Here is a 23,657-nt window from a genome sequence, read left to right on the forward strand (position 1 = left end):
GCAGATTGGCCGGAAACGCATCCGACGTTATCGGTCCGGACCATTGACCGCGGCTCGTCCTCCCGCGACTCTGTATCGCGCCACCGGACGAGTCGATGAACCCGGTGCATGCATGTGAACGGCCTCTGACCATGGCCGCTGTCTGCCCTCTGAGAACCCCCACCCTCAGGAAAGCGGGTACGCACACATGAACTCCACCCTGCAGACGACCCCTTCAACGGGCCGCCCCGTCCCGGAGACATCGGATGAAAGGGCATGGCAAAGCCCTGGATATCACGTTGTGGAAACCGCTCTGGAGGTGACCGCCTACGCGCTCGCCGACCGCCGGGCGCCCGAGCCGCCCCCGGCCTCATGACGTCGGCGCCCGAGCGTACCGACGAGGCCGCGCCCGTCTGGCCGGCCGACGAGTTCACCGAGCGGCTGCGCGCGGTCACCGCCGCCCGCTACCACGACCGGCACCCCTTCAACCTGCGGATGCACCGCGGCGAGCTGACCCCCGACGAACTGCGCCGCTGGATCTCCGCCCGCTTCCACTACCAGCGGCACATCCCCGTCAAGGACGCGCTCGTCCTCGCGGGCCTCGACGGACCCGAGGAGCGCCGCTCCTGGCTGCGCCGCATCCAGGACCACGACGGCACGGCCGACGGCGGCCCCGGCGGCATCGAGCGCTGGCTGCGGCTCGGCGAGGCGGCCGGCGTCACCCGCGAGGAGCTCTGGGACGCCTCCCGGGTGCCGCCCGGCGTGCGGTTCGCGGTGGAGGCCTACGTCACCTTCTGCCGGCGGCGTCCCGCGCTGGAGGCCGTCGCCGCGTCCCTGACCGAGCTGTCCGCCCCGGACCTGATGCGCACCCGCATCGCCGCCTTCGAGCGCCACTACCCGTGGATCGATCCGGCCGGACTCGCCTACTTCCGCACCCGGGTCACCCAGGGCGCCCGCGACGGCGCCGAGGCCCTCGCCCTGGTCCTCGCCCGAGCCCGCACCCGCGAGCGGCAGGAACGGGCGGTGGCCGCGCTCACCTTCAAGTGCGAGGTGCTGTGGGCGCTGCTGGACGCGGTGGACACCACACACGGGAGCGGGCCATGACGGCCGGGCGTCGCGTCCCCGCCGAGGGCGTGACGGACGCGGGGTCCGCAACCGTCCCGGGCGCGGCAGCCAGATGTCTCGCCCCGATCGCCGGGGCGTCGAGCGAGGCGTCTGTCCCCGTCCCGGGCGTGGCGGCCGGACGTCCCGGTCCCGTCCCGGGTGCGCCGCCGGGCCGTTGCGCCCCCACCCCGGACGGGCCCGTCTGGCGTCCCTCCCTCGCCCGGGGCGTGGTGCTGCGGCGCGACCGGGTGCGGGAGGCGGACCTGTTGCTGCTGCCGGAGCGCGTGGTCGTCCTGCACGGCCGTGCGGGCCGTGTGCTCGGTCTGTGCGACGGCAGCCGGACGACGGACGACATCGTCGCCGAGCTGTCCGCCGACTTCCCCGGCGCACCCGTGGCATACCAAGTCCCCGACTTCATCTGCCGGTTGCGGGAGGAGGGCTGGCTGACATGACACCCGAACCCCCGTGGGCCCTGCTCGCCGAACTCACCCACGCCTGCCCGCTGCGCTGCGGATACTGCTCCAACCCGGTGGAACTGACCCGCCGCTCGGCGGAGCTGACCACCGAGCAGTGGGCCGGAGTGTTCCGGCAGGCGGGTGAACTCGGCGTCGTGCAGACCCATCTGTCGGGGGGCGAGCCGCTGTTGCGCCGCGACCTGCCCGACCTGGTGGCCGCCGCCGACACGGCGGGCCTGTACACCCAGCTCGTCACCAGCGGGGTGGGCCTCGGTGAGCGGCGGCTGGCCCGACTGGCCGAGGCCGGGCTGCGCAGTGTGCAGCTCTCGGTGCAGCACGCGGAGGCGGACACCGCCGAACGGATCGCGGGCGCACGGTCGTTCGCCGCGAAGGAACGCGCCGCCCGGCTGATCCGCGCGGCGGGCCTGCCCCTCGGGCTCAACGCCGTGCTGCACCGCGGCAACCTCGACGGACTCGACGCGCTGATCCGTCTCGCCGTGGACTGGGGCGCGGACCGGATCGAACTGGCCCACACCCAGTACCACGGCTGGGCACTGCGCAACCGTGCCGCCCTGCTGCCCGCACCCGCGCAGGTCGAACGGGCCCGCACGGTCGTCGACCGCTGGCGGGAACGGCTCGGCGGTACCCCGGAGCTGGTGTGGGTGGCCTCCGATCTGCTGGACGCCACGGCGAAGCCCTGCATGGGCGGCTGGGGCCGTATCTCGCTCACCGTCGCGCCCGACGGAACGGTCCTGCCCTGCCCGGCCGCCGCCGCCCTGCCGGGCCTCGACCCGCCGAACGTCCTGCGGCACCGGCTGGACCGGATCTGGCGGGAGTCGACGGCCTTCAACGCCTTCCGGGGCGAGGCCTGGATGCCCGAGCCCTGCCGTGGCTGTGCCCTGCGCACCACCGACCACGGAGGCTGCCGCTGCCAGGCGTACGCCCTCACCGGCGACCCCGCCCGGACCGACCCCGCCTGCCGGCACGCCCCGGACCACCACCTCGTACGCGACCTCGTGGCCGGGCCCAGGCAGCTCGCGTACGCCTACCGAGAAGCCCAGCGAGAGGGAGGACCATGAGACGCCGACGCCTGCGGGCGGCCCTGACGGCACTCGCGCTCACCACCGCCGGCCTGACCGCGCTCCCCGCGGCCGTCCCCCCGGCCGCCGCGGCCCAGGCCCCCGCCCCGCCCCCGCCCGCCGCCGCCCCCGACTGGTCCAAGGCGGTGGTCGACTCCACCATGGCCCGCTACACGCCGACGAGCATCGGCGGCTGGTCGTACCCGGTCGGCCTCTACCTCTACGGCCAGTACCTCACCTACCGGCGCACACACGACCCGCGCCTTCTCACCTACCTCAAGAACTACGTCGACCGCTTCGTGAAGAGCGACGGATCCATCGATCAGTCCTTCAACAACCTGGACAGCATGCAGGCCGGCCGCCTCCTGGTGATCCTGCACCACGAGACGGGCCAGGACCGCTACCGCAAGGCCGCGAAGAAGATCCGCGACCGTCTCGCCACCTACCCGCGCACGAGCGACGGGGGCTTCTGGCACGCCGACAACAGCAGCCGGGCCCATCAACTGTGGGCGGACGGCGTCTACATGGTGAACCCGTTCCTCGTCGAGTACGGCGAGGAGTTCGGCGACAGCGCGTACACGAACGACGAGGCGGCCCGGCAGCTCGCCGTCTACGGTGGCCATCTCCAGGTCGCCGACGGCCTGTTGAAGCACGCCTGGGACGAGTCGCGCACCGCGAGCTGGGCCGACCCGCACACCGGGCTCGCCCCCGAGCACTGGTGCCGCGCGGACGGCTGGTACGCGATGGCGGTCGTGGGTGTGCTCGACGCGATCCCCGCGAACCATCCACGCCGCGCCCGGCTCCTCGACATCTTCCGGCACTTGGCGGCGGGCCTGGAGAAGTACCAGGACCCGGGCACCGGCCGCTGGTTCCAGGTCATGGACAAGGGGAGCAGGAGCGACGACTGGACCGAGACCTCCTGCTCCAGCATGTTCACCTACGCCCTCTCGCGCGGCGTCCGGCAGGGCTACCTCGACCCGCACTACGCCGCCGTCGCCCGGCGCGGCTACGAGGGCGTCCTCGCCGAGCTCTCGGTCGGCGCGGACGGGCGCACCGACCTCACCGGCATCTCCGTCGGCACCAACGTCGGCGACTACGCGTACTACGTCGGACGCACCCGGGTCACGAACGACTTCCACGGCCTGGGGGCCTTTCTGATCATGAACGAACAACTGCGGGGTGACTGATGTCATGAGCACATCCAGAAGGGCGGTGCTGGCAGCGGCGCTCGGCGGCGCGGCCTCCACCGCGGCCGGCCCGGGCGCCGCCCCCGCCGCACACGCCGCCTCCTGGCAGCAGAAGTGGGCGCCGTCGGCGCGGACCGACGGGCTCGGAGCCTTCGAGACGGTGGAGGACGACCGGGCGAACTCGCATCCGGCCGGCCATCCGCACATCTTCGCCACCGGCGACAACTGGCGGTTCACCATGCACACGGTCGACCGCGACACCTCGACCGACCGCCAGCGGCAGGAGGTCACCGGCCTGCGCACGAGCGGCAGCAGCTACCTCAAGTGGACCGAGGGCCAGACCTGGCGGATCACGTACTCCATGTACATCCCCGCCTCTCTGAAGGCGACCACCACCTTCACCCACATCATGCAGATGAAGCAGCCCGGCACGGGCACCTCGCCGATCGTCGTGCAGTCGCTTCGCCGGGTGAACCGGAAGCAGACGATCGAGCTCAGGCTCGCGACCGACGACATCCTGGTCGGCCGCACCGACCTGGAACCGCTGCACGACAACTGGACCGAAGTCGACTTCCAGATCAAGGTCGGCAACGGTTCGGCGGGCTCGGTCCGCTGGATCCTCAGGAGCGGCTCCACCACCGTCCTCGACACGTCGAAGACCGGAGTCGACACCTTCCTCGCCGACCGCGTGCGCCCGAAGTGGGGCATCTACCGCTCCCTCGGCGACACCTCCGGCTCCCTGCAGAACACCTATCTCCTGCTCACCGGCCTGCGCGGCTACCAACTCGTCTGAGGAGCCGGTCACTCATGAAACCCCCCGTGCGGCACGGAGGCCGGGCGGCGACGTCGTACCTCGCGTTGCTCGCCCTTCTCGCGTTCGCCGTCGTGCTCGGACTCGCCCACCCCCCGGCCCTCGCGGCCCCCCGGCCCGCGCCCCGCGTCACCGTGTACGAGGTACGGGCATACGGAGCCAAGGGTGACGGCTCGGCCAATGACACGCCCGCCATCGACAAGGCGATCACGGCGGCCAACGCGGCGGGCGGCGGTACCGTCCACTTCCCGCCCGGACAGTACAAGTCCAGGAACACCATCCACATGAAGAGCGAGGTGACGCTCCAGATCGACACGGGCGCCACGATCCAGGGTTCCTCTGCGGGCACCTACGACGCGCCCGAGTCCAACCCGTACGACCGGTACCAGGACTACGGGCACAGCCACTTCCACAACGCGATGATCTACGGCGACAGACTGACGAACATCGGCTTCATCGGCGGCGGTGTCATCGACGGCCTGGGCAACCTGATCACCGGCAACCCGAAGTCCGGCCAGGCGGACAAGATCCTCTCGCTGACCCGGTGCGACGGACTGCGCCTCGGCGACGGCCTCACCCTGCGCCGCGGCGGCCACTTCGCGGCCCTCGTCAACGGTTGCAGGAACGTCGTCTCGGACCATCTGACCATCGACACCGCGAGCGACCGCGACGGCTGGAACGTCATCTCCACGACCGACGTCACGATCACCAACGCCACCATCCACGCCAACGACGACGCCCTGGTCTTCAAGAGCGACTACGCGCTGGGCGCCAAGCTGCCCAACGGCCATGTCCGGGTGAGTGGTTCGACGCTCGGGGCGAAGTGCTGCAACGCCCTGATGTTCGGCTCCGAGACCTGCGGCGACTTCTCGGACTACCAGTTCGAGAAGATCCGCATCGAGGGCGCCGACAAGTCGGGGCTCGGCATGGTGTCGATGGACGGCGCGAAGATCTCCGACGTCCACTACCGCGACATCACCATGAGAGACGTCCACTCGCCGATCATGGAGAAGATCGGGACCCGGAAGCGATGCGGCGGCAGTCCGGGCGTCGGTTCGATCAGTGACATCACCTACGACCACATCACGGCCACCGGGAACAGCCCCTCCTTCAGCCCGACCCTGTGGGGCGAGAGCGGCCACCGCATCAACGGCGTGACCTTCGACCATGTCGACATCACGGTCCCGGGCGGCAACGGCACCATGTCCACCGGGGTGCCGGGCAACGACCCCGGCGACTACAACCCGAAGAGCATCGGCACCCGTCCGGCGTACGGCTGGTACCTGCACAACGCCGACAATGTCCGGTTCACCGACAGCTCGGTCGGGTTCGCGGCGGACGACGGCCGGCCCGCGGTCCTCGCGAACGCGGCGAGCGGCCTCCGCTTCACCCGCTTCACCGCGCGGAAGGGCAGCGACTCGCCCTTCGACGTGGGCTTCCAGGGCGTCACCGGCTCTTGCCTGACGGACAGTCACAACTCCTCCGGAGGTGCCCTGCGGGTCTCGGGCGGCCAGGACTGCGGTGCGGCGGCGAAGCCGCTCGACCTGGAGAACCCCCGCCAGGAGTTCCTGCGCAACTCCGTCGGCGGCCTCTTCCTGCACTGGGGCCTGCGCACCGCGCCCGCCCACACCAGCTGCACCGCCTGGGAGAACGACGTCACAGGCGGCGGCTGGACACCGGACTACTGGGTGAACGAGGCCCGCAAACTGCATTCGCAGTACCTCGTCCTCGCCACCTTCCACAGCCGGCTGGGCTACGCCCGCCCCTGGCCCTCCAAGATCCCCGGATCCTGCTCCACCCGGCGCGACTTCCTCGGCGAGCTGATCAAGGCCGCGAAGGCCAAGGGGATGAAGGTCATCCTCTACATGACCGACGACCCCCAGTGGCACGACCAGGGCGGGCACGAGTGGCTCGACTCGGCCGCCTACTCCGCCTACAAGGGCAAGAACGTCGACCTCACCACCCGCGACGGCTTCGGCCAGTTCAGCTACGACAACTTCTTCGAGGTCATGGACCGTTACCCCGACCTCGGCGGGTTCTGGATCGACAACGACAACGCGTACTGGGAGAGCCACGACCTCTACGCGCAGATCTACCAGAAGCGGCCCTCGTACACGCTCAGCAACAACAACGAGGACACGCCGATCATGGACATGATCAGCAATGAACAGAAGACGGGGATGACGCCCGCGTACGACTACCCGCAGGCGGTGTACACCGCCCAGCCCCGCCTGACCGAGGCCGACTTCAAGCTGCCCTCCACCGGCGCCTGGTGGTACGACGGTTCCGACCCGTCCGTCGACAAGAGGCTCACCCTCGGCCGGCTGATCACCAACGCGGGCTCCTCGGTGAAGGCCCTGATGGCGGAGACCGCCCAGGTCAACGGCAAGTTCCCGGCGAACCAGGCGTCCTTCAACACCTTCGCCGACTCCTATCTCGACCCCATCTGGGAGTCCCTGCACGGCACCGAGGGCGGCGGCTATATGTACGGCGGCCTCAAACCCGGCTTCTGGAACGACGGCGCGCACGGCGTGACGACCGTCGCCAAGGACGACCCGAACCGGCAGTACCTCCACGTCCTGACCCCGCCGAGCACCGGCACCCTGCGCATCCGCGACAACGGCTACCGCATCGCCTCCGTCACCGACCTCCGTACGGGCAAGGCGGTTTCGTGGTCGCAGTCAGGCGGTGTGCTCACCCTGACCGGCCTCGGGTCCTGGGACCCCTACGACACCGTCTTCAAGGTCGTCACGGCCGGCCGCCAGGGCATCCTCACCGGCGTCAAGGTGACGGCGAGCGCCTCGGCGAGCGGACACACCGGCGCGGCGGCCGGCGACGGCGACCACCTCACCTACTGGGACAACGGCAAGACCCTGCCCGTCACCCTCACCTTCGACCTGGGCTCGGCGAAGCACGTGCGGTACATCGGGCTCAACCAGCGCGAGGACTCCGTCGCCTACGCCCGCTCGGACACCGAGCAGTCGGCGCGCGTCAAGGACTACAAGGTGTTCCTGAGCGACGACGGCTCCACCTGGGGCAGCGCGGTCAGGACCGGGCAACTGCCCAGCCGCCGGGGCGTCCAGGGCATCGACCTGAGCGCCGCGACGGCCCGCTACGTCCGCGTCGAGGTCGACTCCACCTGGGCCGCCGCCACCGACACCACCCGCTACAAGCGGCTGCGGATCGACGAGGCCTGGATCGGCACCTCATACGCGACACCCGTGAACGGGGGACACGCATGATCCGCGTCAGATCACTCACCGCGGCGGTCGCCGGCCTGCTCGTGGCGGCGGCGGTGCCGCTCGTGGGCACCGCCGCGCAGCCGGCCGCCGCCTCCGACAACGGCCAGTCCGTGCGGCCCGCCATGGGCTGGTCCAGCTGGAGCTTCGTACGCCGGTGGCCGACCGAGGCGAAGATCGAGGCCCAGGCCGACGCACTGGTGGCCTCCGGCCTGAAGGACCACGGCTTCGTCCACGTCAACCTCGACGACTTCTGGCAGAAGTGCGACTCGGGCGGCTTCGTCGTCGACTCCTACGGCCGCTGGGCCGTCGACACCGGCAAGTTCCCCGGCGGCATCAAGGCGCTCGCCGACCACGTCCACTCCAAGGGCCTGAAGTTCGGCTTCTACGTGACGCCCGGCATCGCCAAGAACGCCGTCACCAGGAACACCCCGATCGAGGGAACGCCGTACCACGCCAAGGACATCGCGGACACCTCGAAGACCGAGAAGAACTACAACTGCAAGAACATGTACGCGATCGACTACGCCAAGCCGGGCGCGCAGGAGTTCGTGAACTCCTGGGCGAAGCAGTTCGCCTCCTGGGGAGTCGACTACCTGAAGATCGACGGCGTGGGCAGCCAGGACATCCCCGACGTCCGGGCCTGGGACAAGGCCCTGCGGGCGAGCGGACGGCCCATCACCTTCGCCCTGTCCAACAACCTTCCGTTCGCGAACGCCGCCACCTGGCGCGGGCTCGCCAACAGCTGGCGCACCCAGGGTGACGTGGAGTGCTACTGCGGACCCGGTTCCAACGGCAGCGGCTACCCGCTCACCGACTGGTCCCATGTCTCGGCCCGCTTCACCTCGGCCGCCGACTGGCAGCCGTACGCCGGTCCCGGCGGCTGGAACGACCTGGACTCCCTGGAGATCGGCAACGGCGACCGGGCGGGCCTCACCGCCGACCAGCGCCGCTCCCACTTCACCCTGTGGGCGATGGCGGCCGCGCCGCTGCTGCTCGGCACCGACCTCACCCACCTCGACCCCGTCGACCAGGCCATGCTCTCCAACGACCGGCTGATCGGCGTCGACCAGGACGGGGTGGCCGCCCGGCGGATCGTGAACAGCGGTGTGCGGCAGGTGTGGAGCAAGAAGGAGAGCGACGGCCAGTACGTCATCGCGCTGTTCAACACCGGGACTTCGGGCAACTCCACGGTGAGCGTGCGCTGGTCGCAGGCCGGCTTCACCGGCTCCGGCGATGTCACCGACCTGTGGTCCGGCTCCCACAAGGGGGTGATCGCGGACTCCTACAGCGCGACCCTGCGCCCGGGCGAGACCCGGCTGATCCGCGTGAAGCCCGTCGACTCCCCGAAGACGGCGGCGGCTTCACCGGGCTTCGCCGTCGCCCCCTACGAGTACCTCGGCTGGGGCAGCCCGCCCAGCCCCACCTCGGTGATGTCGGCGACCGGCGTCAAGTGGTTCACGCTCGCCTTCGTCCTCTCCGACGGCACCTGCAACCCGAAGTGGGACGGCTCGCGCCCGCTGACCGGCGGCGACGACCAGGCGAAGATCGACGCCATCAGAGCGGCCGGAGGTGACGTGGTCGTCTCCGTCGGCGGCTGGAGCGGGGCGAAGCTCGGCGAGAAGTGCTCCAGCGCCTCCGCGCTGGCGGGCGCGTACCAGAAGGTGATCAGCGCATACCGGCTGCGGGCGCTCGACATCGACATCGAGAACACCGAGTGGTCCAACGCCACCGTGCGGCAACGCGTGGTCGACGCGCTCAGGACGGTCAAGGCGAACAACCCCGGCCTGAAGACCGTCATCACCTTCGGCACGACCACCGGCGGTCCCGACTCCACCGGCGTCGACATGATCAAGCGGGCCGCGAACTCGGGCCTGGCGAACGACGTCTGGTGCGTGATGCCGTTCGACTTCGGCGGCGGCACGACGAACATGGGCACCCTGACCACCCGGGCCATGGAGGGCCTCAAGGCACGGGTCAAGGCGGCCTACGGCTACAGCGACGCCACGGCCTACGCCCACATCGGCCTCTCCTCCATGAACGGCAGGACCGACGACTCCGGTGAGCGCGTCCGCCTCGCCGACTTCGACACCCTGCTCGCCTACGCCCGTCAGCACCACATCGGGCGCCTCACCTACTGGTCCGTGAACCGCGACCGCCCCTGCGGCTCCGGCACCGACGGCGACTCCTGCAGCGGCGTGACCCAGCAGCCGTACGACTACCTCAAGGTCTTCGCCCGATACACGGGCTGAAGGGAACACCCATGAATCTCCGGAGAGTTCTGCCCTGCGGCCTGGCCGTGGCCCTCGCGCTGCCCCTTGCCGGGCCGAGCCGGGCCGCCGCCCTCGCGGCCACCGACTACCAGGCCGAGGACGCGACGATCGTGCAGGGTACGGTGGCCGCCAACCACACCGGCTACACGGGCACCGGCTTCGTCGACTACACCAACGTCAAGGGCTCCTACGTGGAGTTCACGGTGAGCGGGGCCTCGGCCGGTACCGCTTCCCTCACCCTGCGGTACGCCAACGGGACCTCCACCGACCGGCCGATGGACATCTCCGTCAACGGCACCGTCGTGTCGCCCGCGGTGTCCTTCCCGGCCACCACCGACTGGAACACCTGGGCGACCAAGACGGTCACCATCCCGCTCACCGCGGGCACCGACAAGATCCGCGCCACGGCCACCACCGCGGGCGGCGGTCCCAACCTCGACCGGGTCGGTGTCGGCGCGGCCGCCGACACCCAGGCCCCGACCCGACCAGGCCAACCGAGCTGCTCCGACATCGGCGAAGACGCCATCACCCTCTCCTGGGGCGCCTCCACGGACAACGTGGGCGTGGCCGCCTACGACCTCTACGAACACGGCAACAAGATCGGGGAAGCTGAGGGGAGCGCCACCTCGAAGGCCCTGACCGGTCTCACCCCGAACACCACCTACAACCTGACCGTCATCGCCCGCGACGCGGCCGGGAACACCTCCGCCGCCAGCCCGGTCGTCGACTGCACGACCAAACCCAGCTCGGACAGTGTCCCGCCCACCAAGCCGGGCACCTTGTCCGCGGCCGGCGTCACCGCGAACTCCGCCGACCTCAGCTGGGGCGCGTCCACGGACGACCGCGCGGTCGTCGCCTACGACATACGCAACGACACGACCGTGTACAAGACCGTCACCAGCGGCACGACGACCACCCTCACCGGGCTCGCCTGCGACAGCCCGTACTCCCTGAACGTCGTCGCGCGGGACGCGGCCGGAAACGTCTCGCAGCCGAGCAACACCGTCACCTTCACCACCAAGGCCTGCGCCACCGACGGCGGCGTCCCGTCCTCCATCGCCACGCTCTCCACCGGCTGGACCATCCCCTGGGGCACCTACTGGATGCCCGACGGCCAGTCGGCCCTGGTCACGGAGAGGGACGACTTCCGGGTCTGGAAGCTGACCAAGAGCGGCAGCAGGACCCAGGTCGGCACGGTCCCGAACGCCGTCACCACCAACGGCGAGGGCGGTCTGCTCGGGGTCGCCGTCGACCCGAAGTGGGACACGAACCACTACGTCTACTTCATGCACACCGCCGCGGAGGGCAACCGGGTCGTGCGCATGACCTACGACGGCACCAGGCTGAGCGACTACAAGATCCTGCTCCAGGGCATCAAGAAGAACCGCTACCACAACGGCGGCCGCCTCGCCTTCGGCCCCGACGGCTACCTGTACGTCTCCACCGGCGAGGCCCAGACGCCCGACCTCGCGCAGGACAAGAACTCCCTGAACGGCAAGATCCTGCGCATGACCACGGACGGCAGGCCGGCCCCCGGCAACCCGTTCGGCAACTACGTCTACTCCCTGGGCCACCGCAACCCGCAGGGCCTCGCCTTCGACCGCAGCGGGCGGCTGTGGGAGGCCGAGTTCGGCAACAGCTCCAAGGACGAGCTGAACCTCATCAAGCCCGGTGCCAACTACGGCTGGCCCACCTGCGAGGGCAACTGCGACGTCGCCGGGATGACCAACCCCAAGGCCACCTGGAACGTCTCCGAGGCCTCGCCCAGCGGCATCGCCGTCGTCCGCAACGTGATCTACATGGCCTCCCTGCGCGGCGAACGCCTGTGGCGCATCCCGATCAACGGCGACAAGGAGAGCGTCGGCACGCCGACCGCGTACTACGTCGGCACATACGGCCGCCTGCGCACCGTCACCAAGGTGCCGGGCGCCGACCAGCTGTGGCTGTCGACCACCAACTGCGACAACAACGGAGGCGCGGCGGACGGATCCGACAAGATCTTCCGCGTGAGCATCAGCTGACGGCCGTCAGGCCTGGTAGAGGGCCTCGACCTCGGTGTCGTACGCCTTCTCGATCGCCTTCCGCTTCAGCTTCAGCGACGGTGTCAGCAGACCGTGCTCCTCGGTGAACGGCTGCGCCAGGATGCGGAAGGTGCGGATGGACTCGGCCTGCGAGACGAGGGTGTTGGCGGCGACGACCGCCCGCCGCACCTCCGTCTCCAGGTCCGGGTCGCGCACCAGCTGCGCGGGGGCCAGCTGGGGCTTGCCGCGCATCTGCAGCCAGTGCTCGACGGCCTCCTGGTCGAGGGTGACCAGGGCCGCGATGTAGGGGCGGTCGTTGCCCACGACGATGCACTGGTTGACCAGTGGATGGTCACGGACCCGCTCCTCCAGGACACCGGGGGAGACGCTCTTGCCGCCGGAGGTCACCAGGATCTCCTTCTTGCGGCCGGTGATGGTCAGATAGCCGTCCTCGTCGAGCGAGCCGAGGTCGCCGGTGGCGAGCCAGCCGTCGTGCAGGGTCGCGTCGGTCGCCTTCTGGTTGTTGAGGTAGCCCTGGAAGACGTTCCCGCCGTGCAGCCAGATCTCCCCGTCGTCCGCGATGTGCACGGTGACGCCCGGGATGGCCTGGCCGACGGTGCCGTAGCGGGTGCGCTCGGGCGGGTTCGCGGTCGCCGCCGCCGTCGACTCGGTCAGGCCGTAGCCCTCGTAGATCTGCACGCCCGCGCCCGCGAAGAACAGCCCGAGACGTCGGTCCATCGCCGAGCCGCCGGACATCGCGTTGCGAATACGTCCGCCCATCGCCGCGCGTACCTTCGTGTACACCAGCTTGTCGAACAGCTGGTGCTGCATCCTGAGCGCCGCCGAGGGCCCCGGACCGGTGCCCCAGGCCTTGGCCTCGACGGCGTCGGCGTACTTCACGGCGATCTCGACCGCCTTCTCGAACGGCCCCGCCTTGCCGTCCTTCTCCGCCTTGCGCCGGGCCGCGTTGAACACCTTCTCGAAGATGTAGGGCACCGCGAGGATGAACGTCGGCCGGAACGCGGCCAGGTCCGGCAGCAGCGCGGCCGCGTGCAGCTGTGGCTGGTGCCCGAAGCGGACCCGGCCGCGGATCGCCGCGACCTCCACCATCCGCCCGAAGACGTGCGCCAGCGGCAGGAACAGCAGGGTGGAGGCCGCGTCGTCCTTCTTCGTGTGGAACACCGGCTCCCAGCGCTGGATCATCGTGTCCGCCTCGAACATGAAGTTCGCGTGGGACAGGACACAGCCCTTGGGGCGGCCCGTGGTGCCCGAGGTGTAGATGATCGTGGCGATCGAGTCCGGGGTGACCGCCTGCCGGTGCCGGTGCACCACCTCGTCGTCCAGGTGCGCGCCCGCGTCGTACAGGTCCTGCACACAGCCCGCGTCCAGCTGCCACAGCCGCTGCAGCTGCGGGAGCCGGTCGATGACGGTGGCGATGGTCATCGCGTGGTCCTCGTGCTCCACGATCGCCGTCGAGACCTCCGCGTCGTAGAGCATCCAGAAGCACTGCTCGGCCGAGGACGTCGGGTAGATCGGGATCACCTGGGCGCCGATCGTCCACAGCGCGAAGTCGAAGAGGGTCCACTCGTAGCGGGTGCGGGACATGATCGCGACCCGGTCGCCGAAGCGGACGCCCTGGGCGAGGAGCCCCTTGGCCAGCGCCAGGACCTCGTCGCGGAACTCGGCCGAGGTCACGTCCCGCCACTCACCCGCTTCGTCCTTGCGGCCGAGGGCGATGTGCACGGGGTCCGTCTGGGCATGGTCGAAGACGACATCGGCCAGGCCGCCGACCGGCGGCGCCGACGCCAACGGAGGGTTGGAAAACTCGCGCAAACCTCGCTCCCCGTCTCCTCGCTCCTCGATCACGCCCTCGAAGCTCCGTTCAGGCGGTGAAAGCTACCCCACACATTCGCCGGACGGGAGGGGCATGGAAACAGAGCAAACCGTGCCTTCTGCCCTGACGACGTCCGGAAAATGCCCTCACATGCGGAAGGGCCGGACACGATACTGACGGGTCAGTAAGTTTCGGCGCCGTAATCTCCACCGAATCTGTACGACCCGATTACCGCCCCCGGTCCTGTCCGCGCACGGTGGAAGGGCGGCCCCGGCCGTGCCGGTACCGCCCTCACCGTAGCGCTCGTCACCTGCGCGGGGTCACCGCCGCGGGCTCCCGCGGCGCCGCTTCCGCCGCCGTCGGCGCGGGCCGCGGCGTGCGCACGAGCACCAGCACCAAGGCGCCCGCGGCGATCCCGGCGAGGCCCGCGGCCACCAGCGTGCCGTTCAGACCCGAGGCGAACGCGGCGCGCAGCGCAGGCTCGGAGACGCTGCCCCGCAGCGTCCGTGCCCCGCCGCCGGCCAGGTCATGGGCCGCGCCGTGCGGGAGCGCGCCGGTCATCCGGGAGGTCAGGACGGTGCCGAAGACCGCGACGCCCAGCGCGTACCCCAGCTGCCGCACCGTGTTCACCGCGCCGCCCGCCATCCCGGCCCGCTCGCCCGGCACCGCAGCCAGCGCCGCACCGGCGACGGTCGGCGAGACGAACCCGGTGCCCGCGCCGACCAGCACGAACCCCGGCACCAGCGCCGTCCACCCCGAACCCGCGTCCAGCACGGCCTGGCAGATGTTCCCCGAGCCGATCAACAGCAGCCCGCCGCCGATGGTCAGCCGGGCCGGCACACCGTGCAGCAGCCGCCCCACCAGCACCGCGACGATCATCGCCGCGACCGTCATCGGCAGCAGCGTCAGCCCGCCGCGCACCGGACTCATACCGAGCAGCGTCTGCATCCAGATCGACAGGTACGGCGTCACCCCGAACGCCACCCCGTTGAAGGCGAACGCCCCCGCCATCACCCCCACGAACGCCGGCTTGCGCAGCAGAGCGAGGTCCAGCAGCGGATGGTCCGCACGCCGCTCCACCAGCACGAAGACCACCAGCGCCAGCGCCGCGCACGCGAACGCCGTGAGCGAGGCGGACGCCGTCCAGCCGTCCTCACCGGCCCGTACCACCGCGTAGGTGACCCCGCCGGCGAACCAGGCGAACGCGGCCGTGCCCGCCCAGTCCACGCGCATCCCGCGCGGCCCCCGCGACTCCGGCACCACGCGCAGCGTCAGCCACACCTCGACGACGCTCACCGGCAGGTTCACGAAGAAGATCCACCGCCAGCCCGGCCCCTCGGTGAGCAGACCGCCCAGCACCGGGCCGACGGCCGCGGCCCCGCCGCTCACCGCGCCCCACACCCCGAGCGCCGCCGACCTGCGCGCCCCCTGGTAGACCGAGCCCAGCAGCGGCAGCGTCGTGGCGAACATCGCCGCCGCGCCCACCCCCTGCAGCGCCCGCGCGGCCACCAGCGTGCCCGGCCCGGACGCGAGCCCGCACAGCAGCGACGCCACCGCGAACAGCACCACACCGGCCACATGCACCCGGCGCCGCCCGAGAATGTCGGCGGCGGCCCCCGCCCCCAGCAGCAGCGCGGCCAGCGCGAGCGCGTACCCGTCGACCACCCACTGCAGATCGGTGAGCGAGGCGTGCAGCGCACCCGCCATGTCCGGCAGTGCCACCACCACGATCGTGACGTCCAGCAACAACATGAACGTGCCCAGGCACACGGCCGTGAGCGTCCCCCATGTACGCATGTCCCAACTCCCTGTACGACGGCTGCGTATCGCTCCGTACGATGCGCATGACACGGCCGATCGACCCGGAACAGGCCGCCGCAAAGACGCAATCCGACGGGTGGGCACATGTTGAAGATGGAATCCGACACGTTCGACCAGCTCGATCTCCAGCTGCTGTCGGCCCTGGAGATCAACGGCCGGGCCTCCTTCAGCCGGATCGGGCAGGTGCTCGGCGTCTCCGACCAGACGATCGCGCGCCGCTTCCGCCGTCTGTCCGCCGAGGGCGGACTCAGGGTCGTGGCGCTGCGCGACGCCGAGGCCCTCGGCCAGGACCAGTGGATGCTCCGCGTGCGCTGCGCCCCCGACGCCGCCTCCGTCATCGCCGACGCCCTCGCCAAGCGCCCCGACACCAACTGGATCGGGCTGGCCGCCGGCGGCACCGAGGTCGTCTGCCTGACCCGGCCGCGCAGCCCCGGCGACCACGACGACCTCCTCCTCGGCAAGCTGCCGCGCACCCCGAGCGTGGTGGAGATCCGCGCCCAGCAACTCCTGCACCGCTTCTACGGCGGCCCCACCGGCTGGCTGCGCAAGTTCAGGGCGCTGGAAGACGACCAGATCGCCGCCCTGTGCCCCGAGCCCCAGGCCCCCGCGGGACCGGCCCGCATCGACCCCGAGGACGAGCCGCTCCTGGCCGTCCTGCACCGCGACGGCCGGGCCACCTACCCCGAACTGCAGCGCGCCACCGGCCGCTCCGAGTCCGCCGTAAAACGCCGTCTCGCCGCACTGCTCGCCTCGGGGGCGGTGTACATCGACGTGGAGTACAACTCGGAGATCCTCGGCTACGCCCGGGCCGCCGCCCTGTGGATCACCACCGCCCCAGCGGCCCTGCACAGCGTCGGCGAGGCCCTCGCGGCCCACGACGAGATCGCCTTCGCCTCCGCGACCGCCGGCCCCTCCCACATCGTCGTCACCGCGGTCGTCCGCGACACCGCGAGCCTGTACGCGTACCTGAGCGGCTCCCTCGGCCGCCTCGACGGGGTGCAGCACGTGGAGACGACGCCGTTCCTGCGCCGGGTCAAGCAGCTGACGTATCAGCGCGCGCCGCGCTGACCCCGGTGCAACCGTTCCCCGCCCGCCAGGACCGCCGCCGCCAGCGCGTTCGCCGCGCCCTCCGCGGCACCCCGGTGCCGGCCGTGCACCAGCACGAAGTCGACCTTGCCGAGCTCCGGCAGGCCCGCCCGGTCCGGCAGCCGGAGCAGCCCCGGCGGGATCAGCCGGCGCGAGTGGGCCATCACACCGAGCCCGGCGCGGGCGGCGGCGATCAGGCCGTTGAGGCTGCCGCTGGTGCACACGATGCGCCACTCCCGCCCCTGGGCCTCCAGGGCCTCCAGGGCACGCGCGCGGGTGATGCCGGGCGGGGGGTACACGATCAGCGGGACCGGCCGGTCGGGGTCCAGCCGCAGCTGCTCGGAGCCGATCCACACCAGGTCGTCACGCCACACCAGCGCGCCGCGCGGGTCCTCGGGCCGCCGCTTGGCCAGCACCAGATCGAGCTTGCCGGCGGCCAGCTGTGCGTGCAGGGTGCCCGACAGCTCCACCGTCAGCTCCAGGTCGACCTCCGGGTGGTCGTAGCGGAAGCCCTCCAGGATCTCCGGCAGGCGGGTGAGGACGAAGTCCTCCGAGGCGCCGAAGCGCAGCCGGCCGCGCACCCGGGTGCCGGTGAAGAACGCGGCCGCCTGCTCGTGCACCTCCAGCAGCCGGCGGGCGAAGCCCAGCATCGCCTCGCCGTCCTCGGTCAGCTCCACGGAGTGGGTGTCCCGGGTGAACAGCTGACGGCCGGTGGCGTCCTCCAGCCGGCGCACATGCTGGCTGACCGTCGACTGGCGCAGCCCGAGGCGCCGGGCGGCCTGCGTGAAGCTGAGTGTCTGGGCCACCGCCAGGAACGTGCGCAGATGCGTGGGGTCGTACACGGCGCCAGCGTACGCGCGGGCCATCGCGGAACGCGATGACAGTCAGAGTGGTGTGCGGGATTCCCGATCGGCCCGGGGGAGAGGACGATGGAGGGGGTCCTGCGGACCCGTGCACTCCCTGACCGAGCACGACCTGACCAACAGCAAGTGGAGCATCGTGAAACGCCTGCGCTGGCCGAGCTGGATGCCGATCGACCCGTACATCGTGCTGCTGCTCGGTACGGTGGGCCTCGCGGCGCTCTTCCCGGCCCACGGCACCGGCGCCGACGTGGCCTCGGGCGCCTCCACGGCCGCGATCGCCTTCCTCTTCTTCCTCTACGGCGCCCGGCTCTCCACCCGTGAGGCGCTGGACGGCCTCAGACACTGGCGTCTGCACGTCACCGTCCTGGCCTGCACCTTCCTCGTCTTCCCGGTGCTCGGCCTCGCCGCTCGCGGCCTGGTGCCGGTGCTGCTGACCCAGCCGCTCTACCAGGGGCTGCTGTTCCTGACCCTGGTGCCCTCCACGATCCAGTCGTCGATCGCGTTCACCTCGATCGCCCGGGGAAACGTGCCGGCCGCCATCTGCGCGGGCTCGTTCTCCTCGCTGGTCGGCATCGTCGTCACCCCGCTGCTGGCGGCCGGGCTGCTCGGCAACTCCGGCGGCGGGTTCTCCGCCGACTCGCTGGTGAAGATCGTGCTGCAGCTGCTCGTGCCGTTCCTCGCCGGGCAGCTGCTGCGGCCCTGGATCGGCGCCTTCGTCGCCCGGCACAAGAAAGTCCTCGGACTGGTCGACCGCGGTTCGATCCTGCTGGTCGTCTACACCGCGTTCAGCGAAGGCATGACCCAGGGCATCTGGCACCAGGTGAGCCCCGCGCGGCTGGGCGCCCTGCTCGCCGTGGAGGCCGTCCTGCTGGCCGTGATGCTGGTCCTGACCTGGTACGGCGGCAAGACGCTCGGCTTCGGCAGGGAGGACCGGATCGCCATCCAGTTCGCCGGGTCGAAGAAGTCCCTCGCCGCCGGACTTCCCATGGCGAGCGTCCTGTTCGGCGCCCACGCCTCCCTGGCCGTACTGCCGCTGATGCTCTTCCACCAGATGCAGCTGATGGTGTGCGCGGTCATCGCCAAGCGACGGTCCCGCGATCCGCGGGAGACCGCGCATCCCTCAGCCGCTCACCCGGTCGAAGGGCAGCCACAGGACCGTGTCCTTCGGTGAGCGCAGCACCTTCGGATCGGTCAGCTCCTCGTCGGTCAGGGCGCGGTCCCAGACGCGGACCTCGTCGATCGCGCCGGTGAAGAAGGCCCGGCTGTCCATGCGCTGGCCGATGTGCACGCCGAAGGGGGAGTTGCGGCTGACCGAACCGGGCACGTCGGTGACGGAGGACTGCGTACCGTCGACGGACAGCGAGAGCCTGCCGTCGCCCCGGCGCAGGACCGCGTGGTGCCACTGGCCGTCGTTGTACGCGGTGGACGTGCGCACGAACGCGGTCTGCGGAGCGGCCGCGCCGTCGCGCACGGTGATGAGGCCCTGCAGCCGGTGGTTCGCCGGTTCGCCGCGCAGCCACACCTGCGGCTGACTGGTGCCGACGCCGCCCATCCACAGCAGCGGCTGCTCCCCGGTCGTGGCCGTGTACCGGAACCACAGGGACGCCGTGAAGTCCTTGGTGCCGAGCGGAAGCCCGGGGCGGTACGGCAGACGTACCGCGTCGTCAGTGCCGTCGAACTCCAGCGCGTCGCCGGACACGCCGTCCGTCTCCTGCGCGCCGCCGAGCACCGCGGCCGGGCGGGCGTGCGGGGCGAAGTCGGCGGTGTGCGGGTCGGGACCGCGGCGCGGGGCGAGCCAGTCCTCGGTGAAGCGGGCGAAGCGGATCTCGTCGCGCGCGTCGACCGCCCCGCCCTCGTACATCAGGCCGATCGTGTCGCGGTCGGCGCGCACCAGGTCGGAGTAGCCCGACCAGTCCGTGGTGACGACCGTGCCGCGGTCCACGCTGTCCCAGGTGCGACCGCCGTCGTAGGAGGAGCGGATCATCATCGTGCGGCGCCGGTCGGGGTCGGCGGGGCAGGAGAGCAGGATGCGGTCTCCCAGGCGCAGCATCGAGCCCTGCACCATCGGGGTGTAGAGGTCCGGCAGGTCGTGGAAGGGCGCGGTGAAGCTGCCGCCGCCGTCGCTGCTGACGGTCTGGGTACGGTGGCCGAGGTCGGTGCCGTCCTGCTCGCGGCCGCTGACCAGGATCGAGCCGTCCGTGCGCTCGGCGAGGGTGAGCTCGGAGGGCTTCTGCCGGAAGGTGCCGTCGGCGGCGATCGGCCAGGTGTCGGTGGCGCCGATCCGCCAGTGGCCGCCGTGGTCGTCGCTGACGACGAGCGCCGCGTGGTTGGCGCTGATCCGGCCGCCGTCCCAGGTCTCGGTGTTGACGCCGAAGACCAGCCGGCCGGCGTACCGGCCGCGGGTGAGCTGGATGCCGTGCACGGGGCCGGTCGCGTACCAGGAGTTCCAGTCGGCGGGCAGGATCTCCGGGCTCAGGTCGCGCGGCTCGGACCAGGTCAGTCCGTCGTCGTCGCTGTACTGCAGATGGGGGGTGCGGTCGCAGGGGATCGAGCAGCTCGCGCTGTCCGTACGGCCGGTGTTGTACGTCTCGGCGAGCCAGATCCGGCCGGTGTCGCGGTCCACGATCGGCGCCGGGTTGCCGTGGGTGTCGCCCGCGCCCTCGTTGACCACCCGCAGCGGGCCCCAGGTACGCCCGCCGTCGGTGGAGCGCTTGACCACGATGTCGATGTCGGCCGCGTCCCCGCAGTTGAGCACCCGGCCCTCGGCGAACGCCAGCAGGGTGCCGTCGGTGGTCCGCACGATCGCCGGGATGCGGAAGCAGGCGTAGCCCGGGTCCTGGGCAGCCTTGAAGAGGACCTGCTGCTCGAACTCCGGTGATTCGGCGGCCGGTTGTGCGTGTGCGGGACGAGGGAAGGCGAGGGCCGGCACGAGCAGCGCCGCTGCCATGAGGGCGATGGACAACGCGGATCTGAGACGGACGTGAAGACCTGACGGCATGCTGCGACCTGCCCTTCGGCGGGACGGACATCCGGACATCCGGACGTCCCACGTCCAACGTCCGTCCCATCGAAGGTAGTTGGGGCCTCGGGGCCCCACAAGAAGCGCGCAGAACAAGAGCGGATCCGGGAACGGGTGACGGTCACGGGCGCAGGACGACCTTGCCGAGATTGGCCCGTGTCTCGATCGCCTCGTGCGCCTTCGCCGCGTCCTCCAGCGTGAACTCGGCGTGCACGGCGGGCTTCAGGGCGCCCTCGGCGAACAGCCGCCACAGCTCCTTTCGCCACTGCTCGTACAGCTCCGGCCGTCCCTGGGCGATCAGCCGCATCTGGAAACCGATCACCGACTTCGCGCCGACCAGCAGGTCGTACGCCCGGACCGTGCCGCCGCCGGAGCTGTAGGCGACCAGCCGGCCGTGCGGGGCGAGCGCGGCGACGGCGGGGGTGAGGAGATCGCCGCCGACCGCGTCCAGGACGATGTCGACGGGCTCGCCCCAGCTGTCGTCGCCGTACCGGACGCAGTCGTCCGCGCCGAGCGACCGGACGAACTCCGCCTTGGCCGGATCGGAGACGGCGCCCACCACCCGGCTCGCGCCCCGGGCCCGCGCCAGCTGTACCGCGAGATGCCCGGCCCCGCTCGCCGCGGCCGTGACCAGCACCGATTCACCCGGCTCGGGGCGGGCCGCCGCCAGCGCGCCGAGCGCGACCAGCCCGCCGCGCACCAGCGCGACCGCGTCGACGGCGGTGGCCTCGTCGGGCACGGGTGTGGCCATGGCCTCGAGCAGCACGGCGAAGTCGGCGTACCCGTGGCCGAAGCACAGGCCGGTGACCCGGTCGCCGGTACGGAAGCGGGTCACGCCCTCCCCGACCGCCACCACCTCGCCGGCGATCTCCCCGCCCAGCGCGATCGGCTCGGCGGCCTCGGTGACCTTGCGGACGATGGGCAGGGTGACGCCCACGGCCTCACAGCGCACCAGCAGCTCACCGGGGCCGGGCTCGGGGACCGGAGCCTCCTCCAGGAACAGGGGACCGCCGGTGGACTCATAGCGGACGCGACGCATCGCAACCTCCAGTCGCCGGACACGCCGGCAGGTCGTTGGGAACACCCATGAACTCGTTGGGAATCCCAACGGTACACACAATTCATTGGGAGGTCCAATGATTCTTGGGTAGGCTGGCCGCATGGCCGAAGCACCCCTCCCCGCGATCCGCGCCCTGCCCAGCTGGCTCCTCGGTCGGGCCGCCGCCCGCGGCCGCGCCCTGGTCGCCGACGCCCTCGCGGCCGAAGGCATGAAGATGTGGCACCACGTGGTCCTCTCCGCCGTCCGCGACCTCGCCCCCGTCGCCCAGGCCGATCTCGGCCGCAGCGTGGGCCTCGACCCCAAGGACCTGGTCGGCGTCCTCAACGACCTGCAGTCCGCCGGCCTCGTCGTCCGCGAACCCGACCCCAAGGACCGGCGCAAGAACGCCGTCTCCCTCACCGGCGACGGCGACCGTCTGCTCACCCGCTGCGAGAAGGCCGCCCGCGAGGCGAACGCCGAGCTGCTCGCCCCGCTGTCGACGGCCGAACGCGATCAGTTCATGGGCCTGTTGATCCGGATTTCCGGCACGGACGGCTGACGGCGGCTAACGTTCCGTCATGACCGCAGCTCCCGTGCTTGATCCGCAGCGCACCGCGCTCGTCCTCGTCGATCTGATGGACCGCATCGTCGCGCTGCCCCTGGAACCCCGCAAAGGCACCGACGTGCTCGCCGCCTCCCAGGATCTGGCGGCCGCCTTCCGCGCCGCCGGCTCGCTCGTCGTCCTGATCCGGGTCGAACGTCCCTCGGTCGCCGAACAGCCGCCCGGCAGCGGACTGGCGGCCGGGCTGCTCGGCGACGGCGACCTGGAAGTGGTCAAGCGGACCATCGGCGGCTTCCAGGGCACGGGCCTCGACGAGCGGCTGCGCGAACGCGGCATCCGCACCCTGGTGTTCGGCGGCATCGCCACCAACCTCGGCGTCGAGTCCACCGCCCGCGCCGCCGCGGACCTCGGCTACGACCTCGTCTTCGTCGAGGACGCCATGGCCGCGTTCACCGCCGCCGAGCACGAGGCCTCGGTCCGGCTCGACTTCCCGCGCCTCGGCACGGTCGTGACCGCCTCCCAGGTGCGCCTCGCCGTCGGCTGACCCCTCAGACCAGCACCCCGCCCCCGTCCACGACCACCACCGACCCGGTGCTGTAACCCCCGCGCATCAGATACAGGTACGCCTCCGCCACATCCGCCGGCTCGCCGATCCGCCCCACCGGCAGCGACTCGGCGGACGAACGGAACAGCCCCTCCCGCCCGGCCTCCGGCAGCTCCCGCCACAGTTCCGTACGCACCACCCCCGGCGAGACCGCGTTGACCCGGACCGGCGCCAGCTCCAGGGCCAGCGCCCGGGTCAGCGACTCCATCGCCCCGCACAGCGCCGCCGCGGCCGTCGTCCCCGGCATCGGCCGCCGCCCGGCGGTCCCGGTGGTCAGCACCACCGAACCGCCCTCGCGGATCGAGCCGGCGCCGTACTTCACCGCCGTGTACGCACCCCACAGCCGTGTGTCCAGGAACCGCCGGGCCCGCACGAGAGACGCCTCGGCGAGGCTCTCCAGCAGCAGCGATTCACCGGCCGTGTACACCAGATGGTCGAAACCCCCGATCCCCTCGAAGAAGCCGCGCACCGCCGCCTCGTCCGTCGCGTCCAGCACATGGCCCTCGGCGCTCCCGGGCAGCCGCTTCAGTGCCGTGTCCACACTCTCCTGCCGGCGCGAGGCGACCACCACCTCGGCGCCCTCCCGCGCCGCACCCTCGGCGACCGCGAGCCCGATGCCCGACGTACCCCCGATGACGACGACGCGCTGTCCCCGCAGATCCATGATGTGTTCCTTCCTTG

19 protein-coding genes are annotated in these 23,657 nt (G+C 71.3%); 13 read left to right on the plus strand and 6 right to left on the minus strand.

What is annotated here, in order from left to right:
* Nucleotides 1-187 precede the first annotated feature (187 nt).
* The 9 genes from pqqA to AVL59_RS55540 are packed head-to-tail and all read left to right on the plus strand — an operon-like array spanning nt 188 to nt 12,148.
* Nucleotides 188-355, plus strand: a complete 168-nt coding sequence (gene pqqA, locus AVL59_RS51280) for a pyrroloquinoline quinone precursor peptide PqqA (RefSeq protein WP_107407365.1) — start codon at nt 188-190, stop codon at nt 353-355.
* The gene (gene pqqC, locus AVL59_RS14240; RefSeq protein ID WP_067303688.1) at nt 352-1,083 is read left to right on the plus strand and encodes a pyrroloquinoline-quinone synthase PqqC; all 732 of its coding nucleotides are present in this window, start codon (nt 352-354) and stop codon (nt 1,081-1,083) included. The genes pqqA and pqqC overlap by 4 nt, the downstream gene beginning before the upstream one ends.
* Entirely contained in the window at nt 1,080-1,535 is a 456-nt protein-coding gene (gene pqqD, locus AVL59_RS56010; RefSeq protein ID WP_079146692.1) for a pyrroloquinoline quinone biosynthesis peptide chaperone PqqD, read from the plus strand. Before pqqC ends, pqqD begins: the two co-directional genes overlap by 4 nt.
* Nucleotides 1,532-2,617 carry a pyrroloquinoline quinone biosynthesis protein PqqE gene (pqqE, locus tag AVL59_RS14250; protein ID WP_067303695.1) on the plus strand — a complete coding sequence of 362 codons (1,086 nt, stop codon included), beginning with the start codon at nt 1,532-1,534 and terminating at the stop codon, nt 2,615-2,617. Before pqqD ends, pqqE begins: the two co-directional genes overlap by 4 nt.
* The gene (locus AVL59_RS14255) at nt 2,614-3,804 is read left to right on the plus strand and encodes a glycoside hydrolase family 88/105 protein (protein WP_067303697.1); all 1,191 of its coding nucleotides are present in this window, start codon (nt 2,614-2,616) and stop codon (nt 3,802-3,804) included. The genes pqqE and AVL59_RS14255 overlap by 4 nt, the downstream gene beginning before the upstream one ends.
* 4 nt (nt 3,805-3,808) lie before the next feature.
* Complete coding sequence (locus tag AVL59_RS14260; protein ID WP_067303699.1) at nt 3,809-4,597, plus strand: heparin lyase I family protein; 789 nt, start codon at nt 3,809-3,811, stop codon at nt 4,595-4,597.
* A 14-nt stretch (nt 4,598-4,611) separates the two neighbouring features.
* A complete protein-coding gene (locus AVL59_RS48000; protein ID WP_079146693.1) occupies nt 4,612-7,857 on the plus strand; it encodes a glycosyl hydrolase family 28 protein in 3,246 nt (1,081 codons plus the stop codon).
* Nucleotides 7,854-10,106, plus strand: coding sequence for an alpha-galactosidase (locus AVL59_RS14270; RefSeq protein ID WP_067303701.1), 2,253 nt, complete (start codon nt 7,854-7,856; stop codon nt 10,104-10,106). Before AVL59_RS48000 ends, AVL59_RS14270 begins: the two co-directional genes overlap by 4 nt.
* An 11-nt stretch (nt 10,107-10,117) precedes the next feature.
* Nucleotides 10,118-12,148 carry a PQQ-dependent sugar dehydrogenase gene (locus tag AVL59_RS55540; RefSeq protein ID WP_067303703.1) on the plus strand — a complete coding sequence of 677 codons (2,031 nt, stop codon included), beginning with the start codon at nt 10,118-10,120 and terminating at the stop codon, nt 12,146-12,148.
* Nucleotides 12,149-12,154: 6 nt separating this feature from the next.
* On the opposite strand, the gene AVL59_RS14280 is transcribed toward AVL59_RS55540, so the two are convergent.
* On the minus strand, nt 12,155-13,981 hold the full coding sequence (locus tag AVL59_RS14280) for an AMP-dependent synthetase/ligase (protein WP_067303706.1): 1,827 nt from the start codon (nt 13,979-13,981) through the stop codon (nt 12,155-12,157).
* Between the two features lie 307 nt (nt 13,982-14,288).
* A complete protein-coding gene (locus tag AVL59_RS14285; RefSeq protein WP_067303708.1) occupies nt 14,289-15,779 on the minus strand; it encodes an MFS transporter in 1,491 nt (496 codons plus the stop codon).
* A gap of 108 nt (nt 15,780-15,887) precedes the next feature.
* On the opposite strand from AVL59_RS14285, the gene AVL59_RS14290 reads away from it, so the two are divergent.
* Nucleotides 15,888-16,871, plus strand: a complete 984-nt coding sequence (locus AVL59_RS14290) for an Lrp/AsnC family transcriptional regulator (protein ID WP_208870374.1) — start codon at nt 15,888-15,890, stop codon at nt 16,869-16,871.
* On the opposite strand, the gene AVL59_RS14295 is transcribed toward AVL59_RS14290, so the two are convergent.
* A complete protein-coding gene (locus AVL59_RS14295) occupies nt 16,853-17,731 on the minus strand; it encodes a LysR substrate-binding domain-containing protein (protein ID WP_067317266.1) in 879 nt (292 codons plus the stop codon). The genes AVL59_RS14290 and AVL59_RS14295 overlap by 19 nt on opposite strands.
* Nucleotides 17,732-17,888: 157 nt before the next feature.
* Here AVL59_RS14295 and AVL59_RS14300 point away from each other — a divergent pair, with 157 nt between their 5' ends.
* Complete coding sequence (locus AVL59_RS14300) at nt 17,889-18,923, plus strand: bile acid:sodium symporter family protein (protein WP_067317270.1); 1,035 nt, start codon at nt 17,889-17,891, stop codon at nt 18,921-18,923.
* On the opposite strand, the gene AVL59_RS14305 is transcribed toward AVL59_RS14300, so the two are convergent.
* Complete coding sequence (locus AVL59_RS14305) at nt 18,873-20,750, minus strand: sialidase family protein (protein ID WP_067303711.1); 1,878 nt, start codon at nt 20,748-20,750, stop codon at nt 18,873-18,875. The two genes, AVL59_RS14300 and AVL59_RS14305, sit on opposite strands and share 51 nt — an antisense overlap.
* Nucleotides 20,751-20,892: 142 nt before the next feature.
* Nucleotides 20,893-21,810, minus strand: coding sequence for a quinone oxidoreductase family protein (locus tag AVL59_RS14310; RefSeq protein ID WP_067303718.1), 918 nt, complete (start codon nt 21,808-21,810; stop codon nt 20,893-20,895).
* A 121-nt stretch (nt 21,811-21,931) separates the two neighbouring features.
* On the opposite strand from AVL59_RS14310, the gene AVL59_RS14315 reads away from it, so the two are divergent.
* Both AVL59_RS14315 and AVL59_RS14320 read left to right on the plus strand, forming a co-directional pair.
* On the plus strand, nt 21,932-22,369 hold the full coding sequence (locus AVL59_RS14315) for a MarR family winged helix-turn-helix transcriptional regulator (protein ID WP_067303720.1): 438 nt from the start codon (nt 21,932-21,934) through the stop codon (nt 22,367-22,369).
* 19 nt (nt 22,370-22,388) lie between these two features.
* Nucleotides 22,389-22,916 carry an isochorismatase family protein gene (locus AVL59_RS14320; protein WP_208870375.1) on the plus strand — a complete coding sequence of 176 codons (528 nt, stop codon included), beginning with the start codon at nt 22,389-22,391 and terminating at the stop codon, nt 22,914-22,916.
* Between the two features lie 4 nt (nt 22,917-22,920).
* Here AVL59_RS14320 and AVL59_RS14325 read toward each other — a convergent pair whose 3' ends face one another.
* Nucleotides 22,921-23,640 (minus strand): SDR family oxidoreductase, encoded by a 720-nt coding sequence (locus AVL59_RS14325; RefSeq protein WP_067303725.1) that lies wholly within the window; start codon nt 23,638-23,640, stop codon nt 22,921-22,923.
* Nucleotides 23,641-23,657: the final 17 nt, after the last annotated feature.

The organism is Streptomyces griseochromogenes (assembly GCF_001542625.1).
Lineage (GTDB): Bacteria > Actinomycetota > Actinomycetes > Streptomycetales > Streptomycetaceae > Streptomyces > Streptomyces griseochromogenes.

What these genes read in the sequence shown, in the direction of transcription:
- pqqA (WP_107407365.1), top strand. Translation starts at nt 188, where the DNA reads ATGAACTCCACCCTGCAGACGACCCCTTCAACGGGCCGCCCCGTCCCG.
- pqqC (WP_067303688.1), top strand. Translation starts at nt 352, where the DNA reads ATGACGTCGGCGCCCGAGCGTACCGACGAGGCCGCGCCCGTCTGGCCG.
- pqqD (WP_079146692.1), top strand. Translation starts at nt 1,080, where the DNA reads ATGACGGCCGGGCGTCGCGTCCCCGCCGAGGGCGTGACGGACGCGGGG.
- pqqE (WP_067303695.1), top strand. Translation starts at nt 1,532, where the DNA reads ATGACACCCGAACCCCCGTGGGCCCTGCTCGCCGAACTCACCCACGCC.
- AVL59_RS14255 (WP_067303697.1), top strand. Translation starts at nt 2,614, where the DNA reads ATGAGACGCCGACGCCTGCGGGCGGCCCTGACGGCACTCGCGCTCACC.
- AVL59_RS14260 (WP_067303699.1), top strand. Translation starts at nt 3,809, where the DNA reads ATGAGCACATCCAGAAGGGCGGTGCTGGCAGCGGCGCTCGGCGGCGCG.
- AVL59_RS48000 (WP_079146693.1), top strand. Translation starts at nt 4,612, where the DNA reads ATGAAACCCCCCGTGCGGCACGGAGGCCGGGCGGCGACGTCGTACCTC.
- AVL59_RS14270 (WP_067303701.1), top strand. Translation starts at nt 7,854, where the DNA reads ATGATCCGCGTCAGATCACTCACCGCGGCGGTCGCCGGCCTGCTCGTG.
- AVL59_RS55540 (WP_067303703.1), top strand. Translation starts at nt 10,118, where the DNA reads ATGAATCTCCGGAGAGTTCTGCCCTGCGGCCTGGCCGTGGCCCTCGCG.
- AVL59_RS14285 (WP_067303708.1), bottom strand. Translation starts at nt 15,779, where the DNA reads ATGCGTACATGGGGGACGCTCACGGCCGTGTGCCTGGGCACGTTCATG.
- AVL59_RS14290 (WP_208870374.1), top strand. Translation starts at nt 15,888, where the DNA reads ATGTTGAAGATGGAATCCGACACGTTCGACCAGCTCGATCTCCAGCTG.
- AVL59_RS14305 (WP_067303711.1), bottom strand. Translation starts at nt 20,750, where the DNA reads ATGCCGTCAGGTCTTCACGTCCGTCTCAGATCCGCGTTGTCCATCGCC.
- AVL59_RS14310 (WP_067303718.1), bottom strand. Translation starts at nt 21,810, where the DNA reads ATGCGTCGCGTCCGCTATGAGTCCACCGGCGGTCCCCTGTTCCTGGAG.
- AVL59_RS14315 (WP_067303720.1), top strand. Translation starts at nt 21,932, where the DNA reads ATGGCCGAAGCACCCCTCCCCGCGATCCGCGCCCTGCCCAGCTGGCTC.
- AVL59_RS14320 (WP_208870375.1), top strand. Translation starts at nt 22,389, where the DNA reads ATGACCGCAGCTCCCGTGCTTGATCCGCAGCGCACCGCGCTCGTCCTC.
- AVL59_RS14325 (WP_067303725.1), bottom strand. Translation starts at nt 23,640, where the DNA reads ATGGATCTGCGGGGACAGCGCGTCGTCGTCATCGGGGGTACGTCGGGC.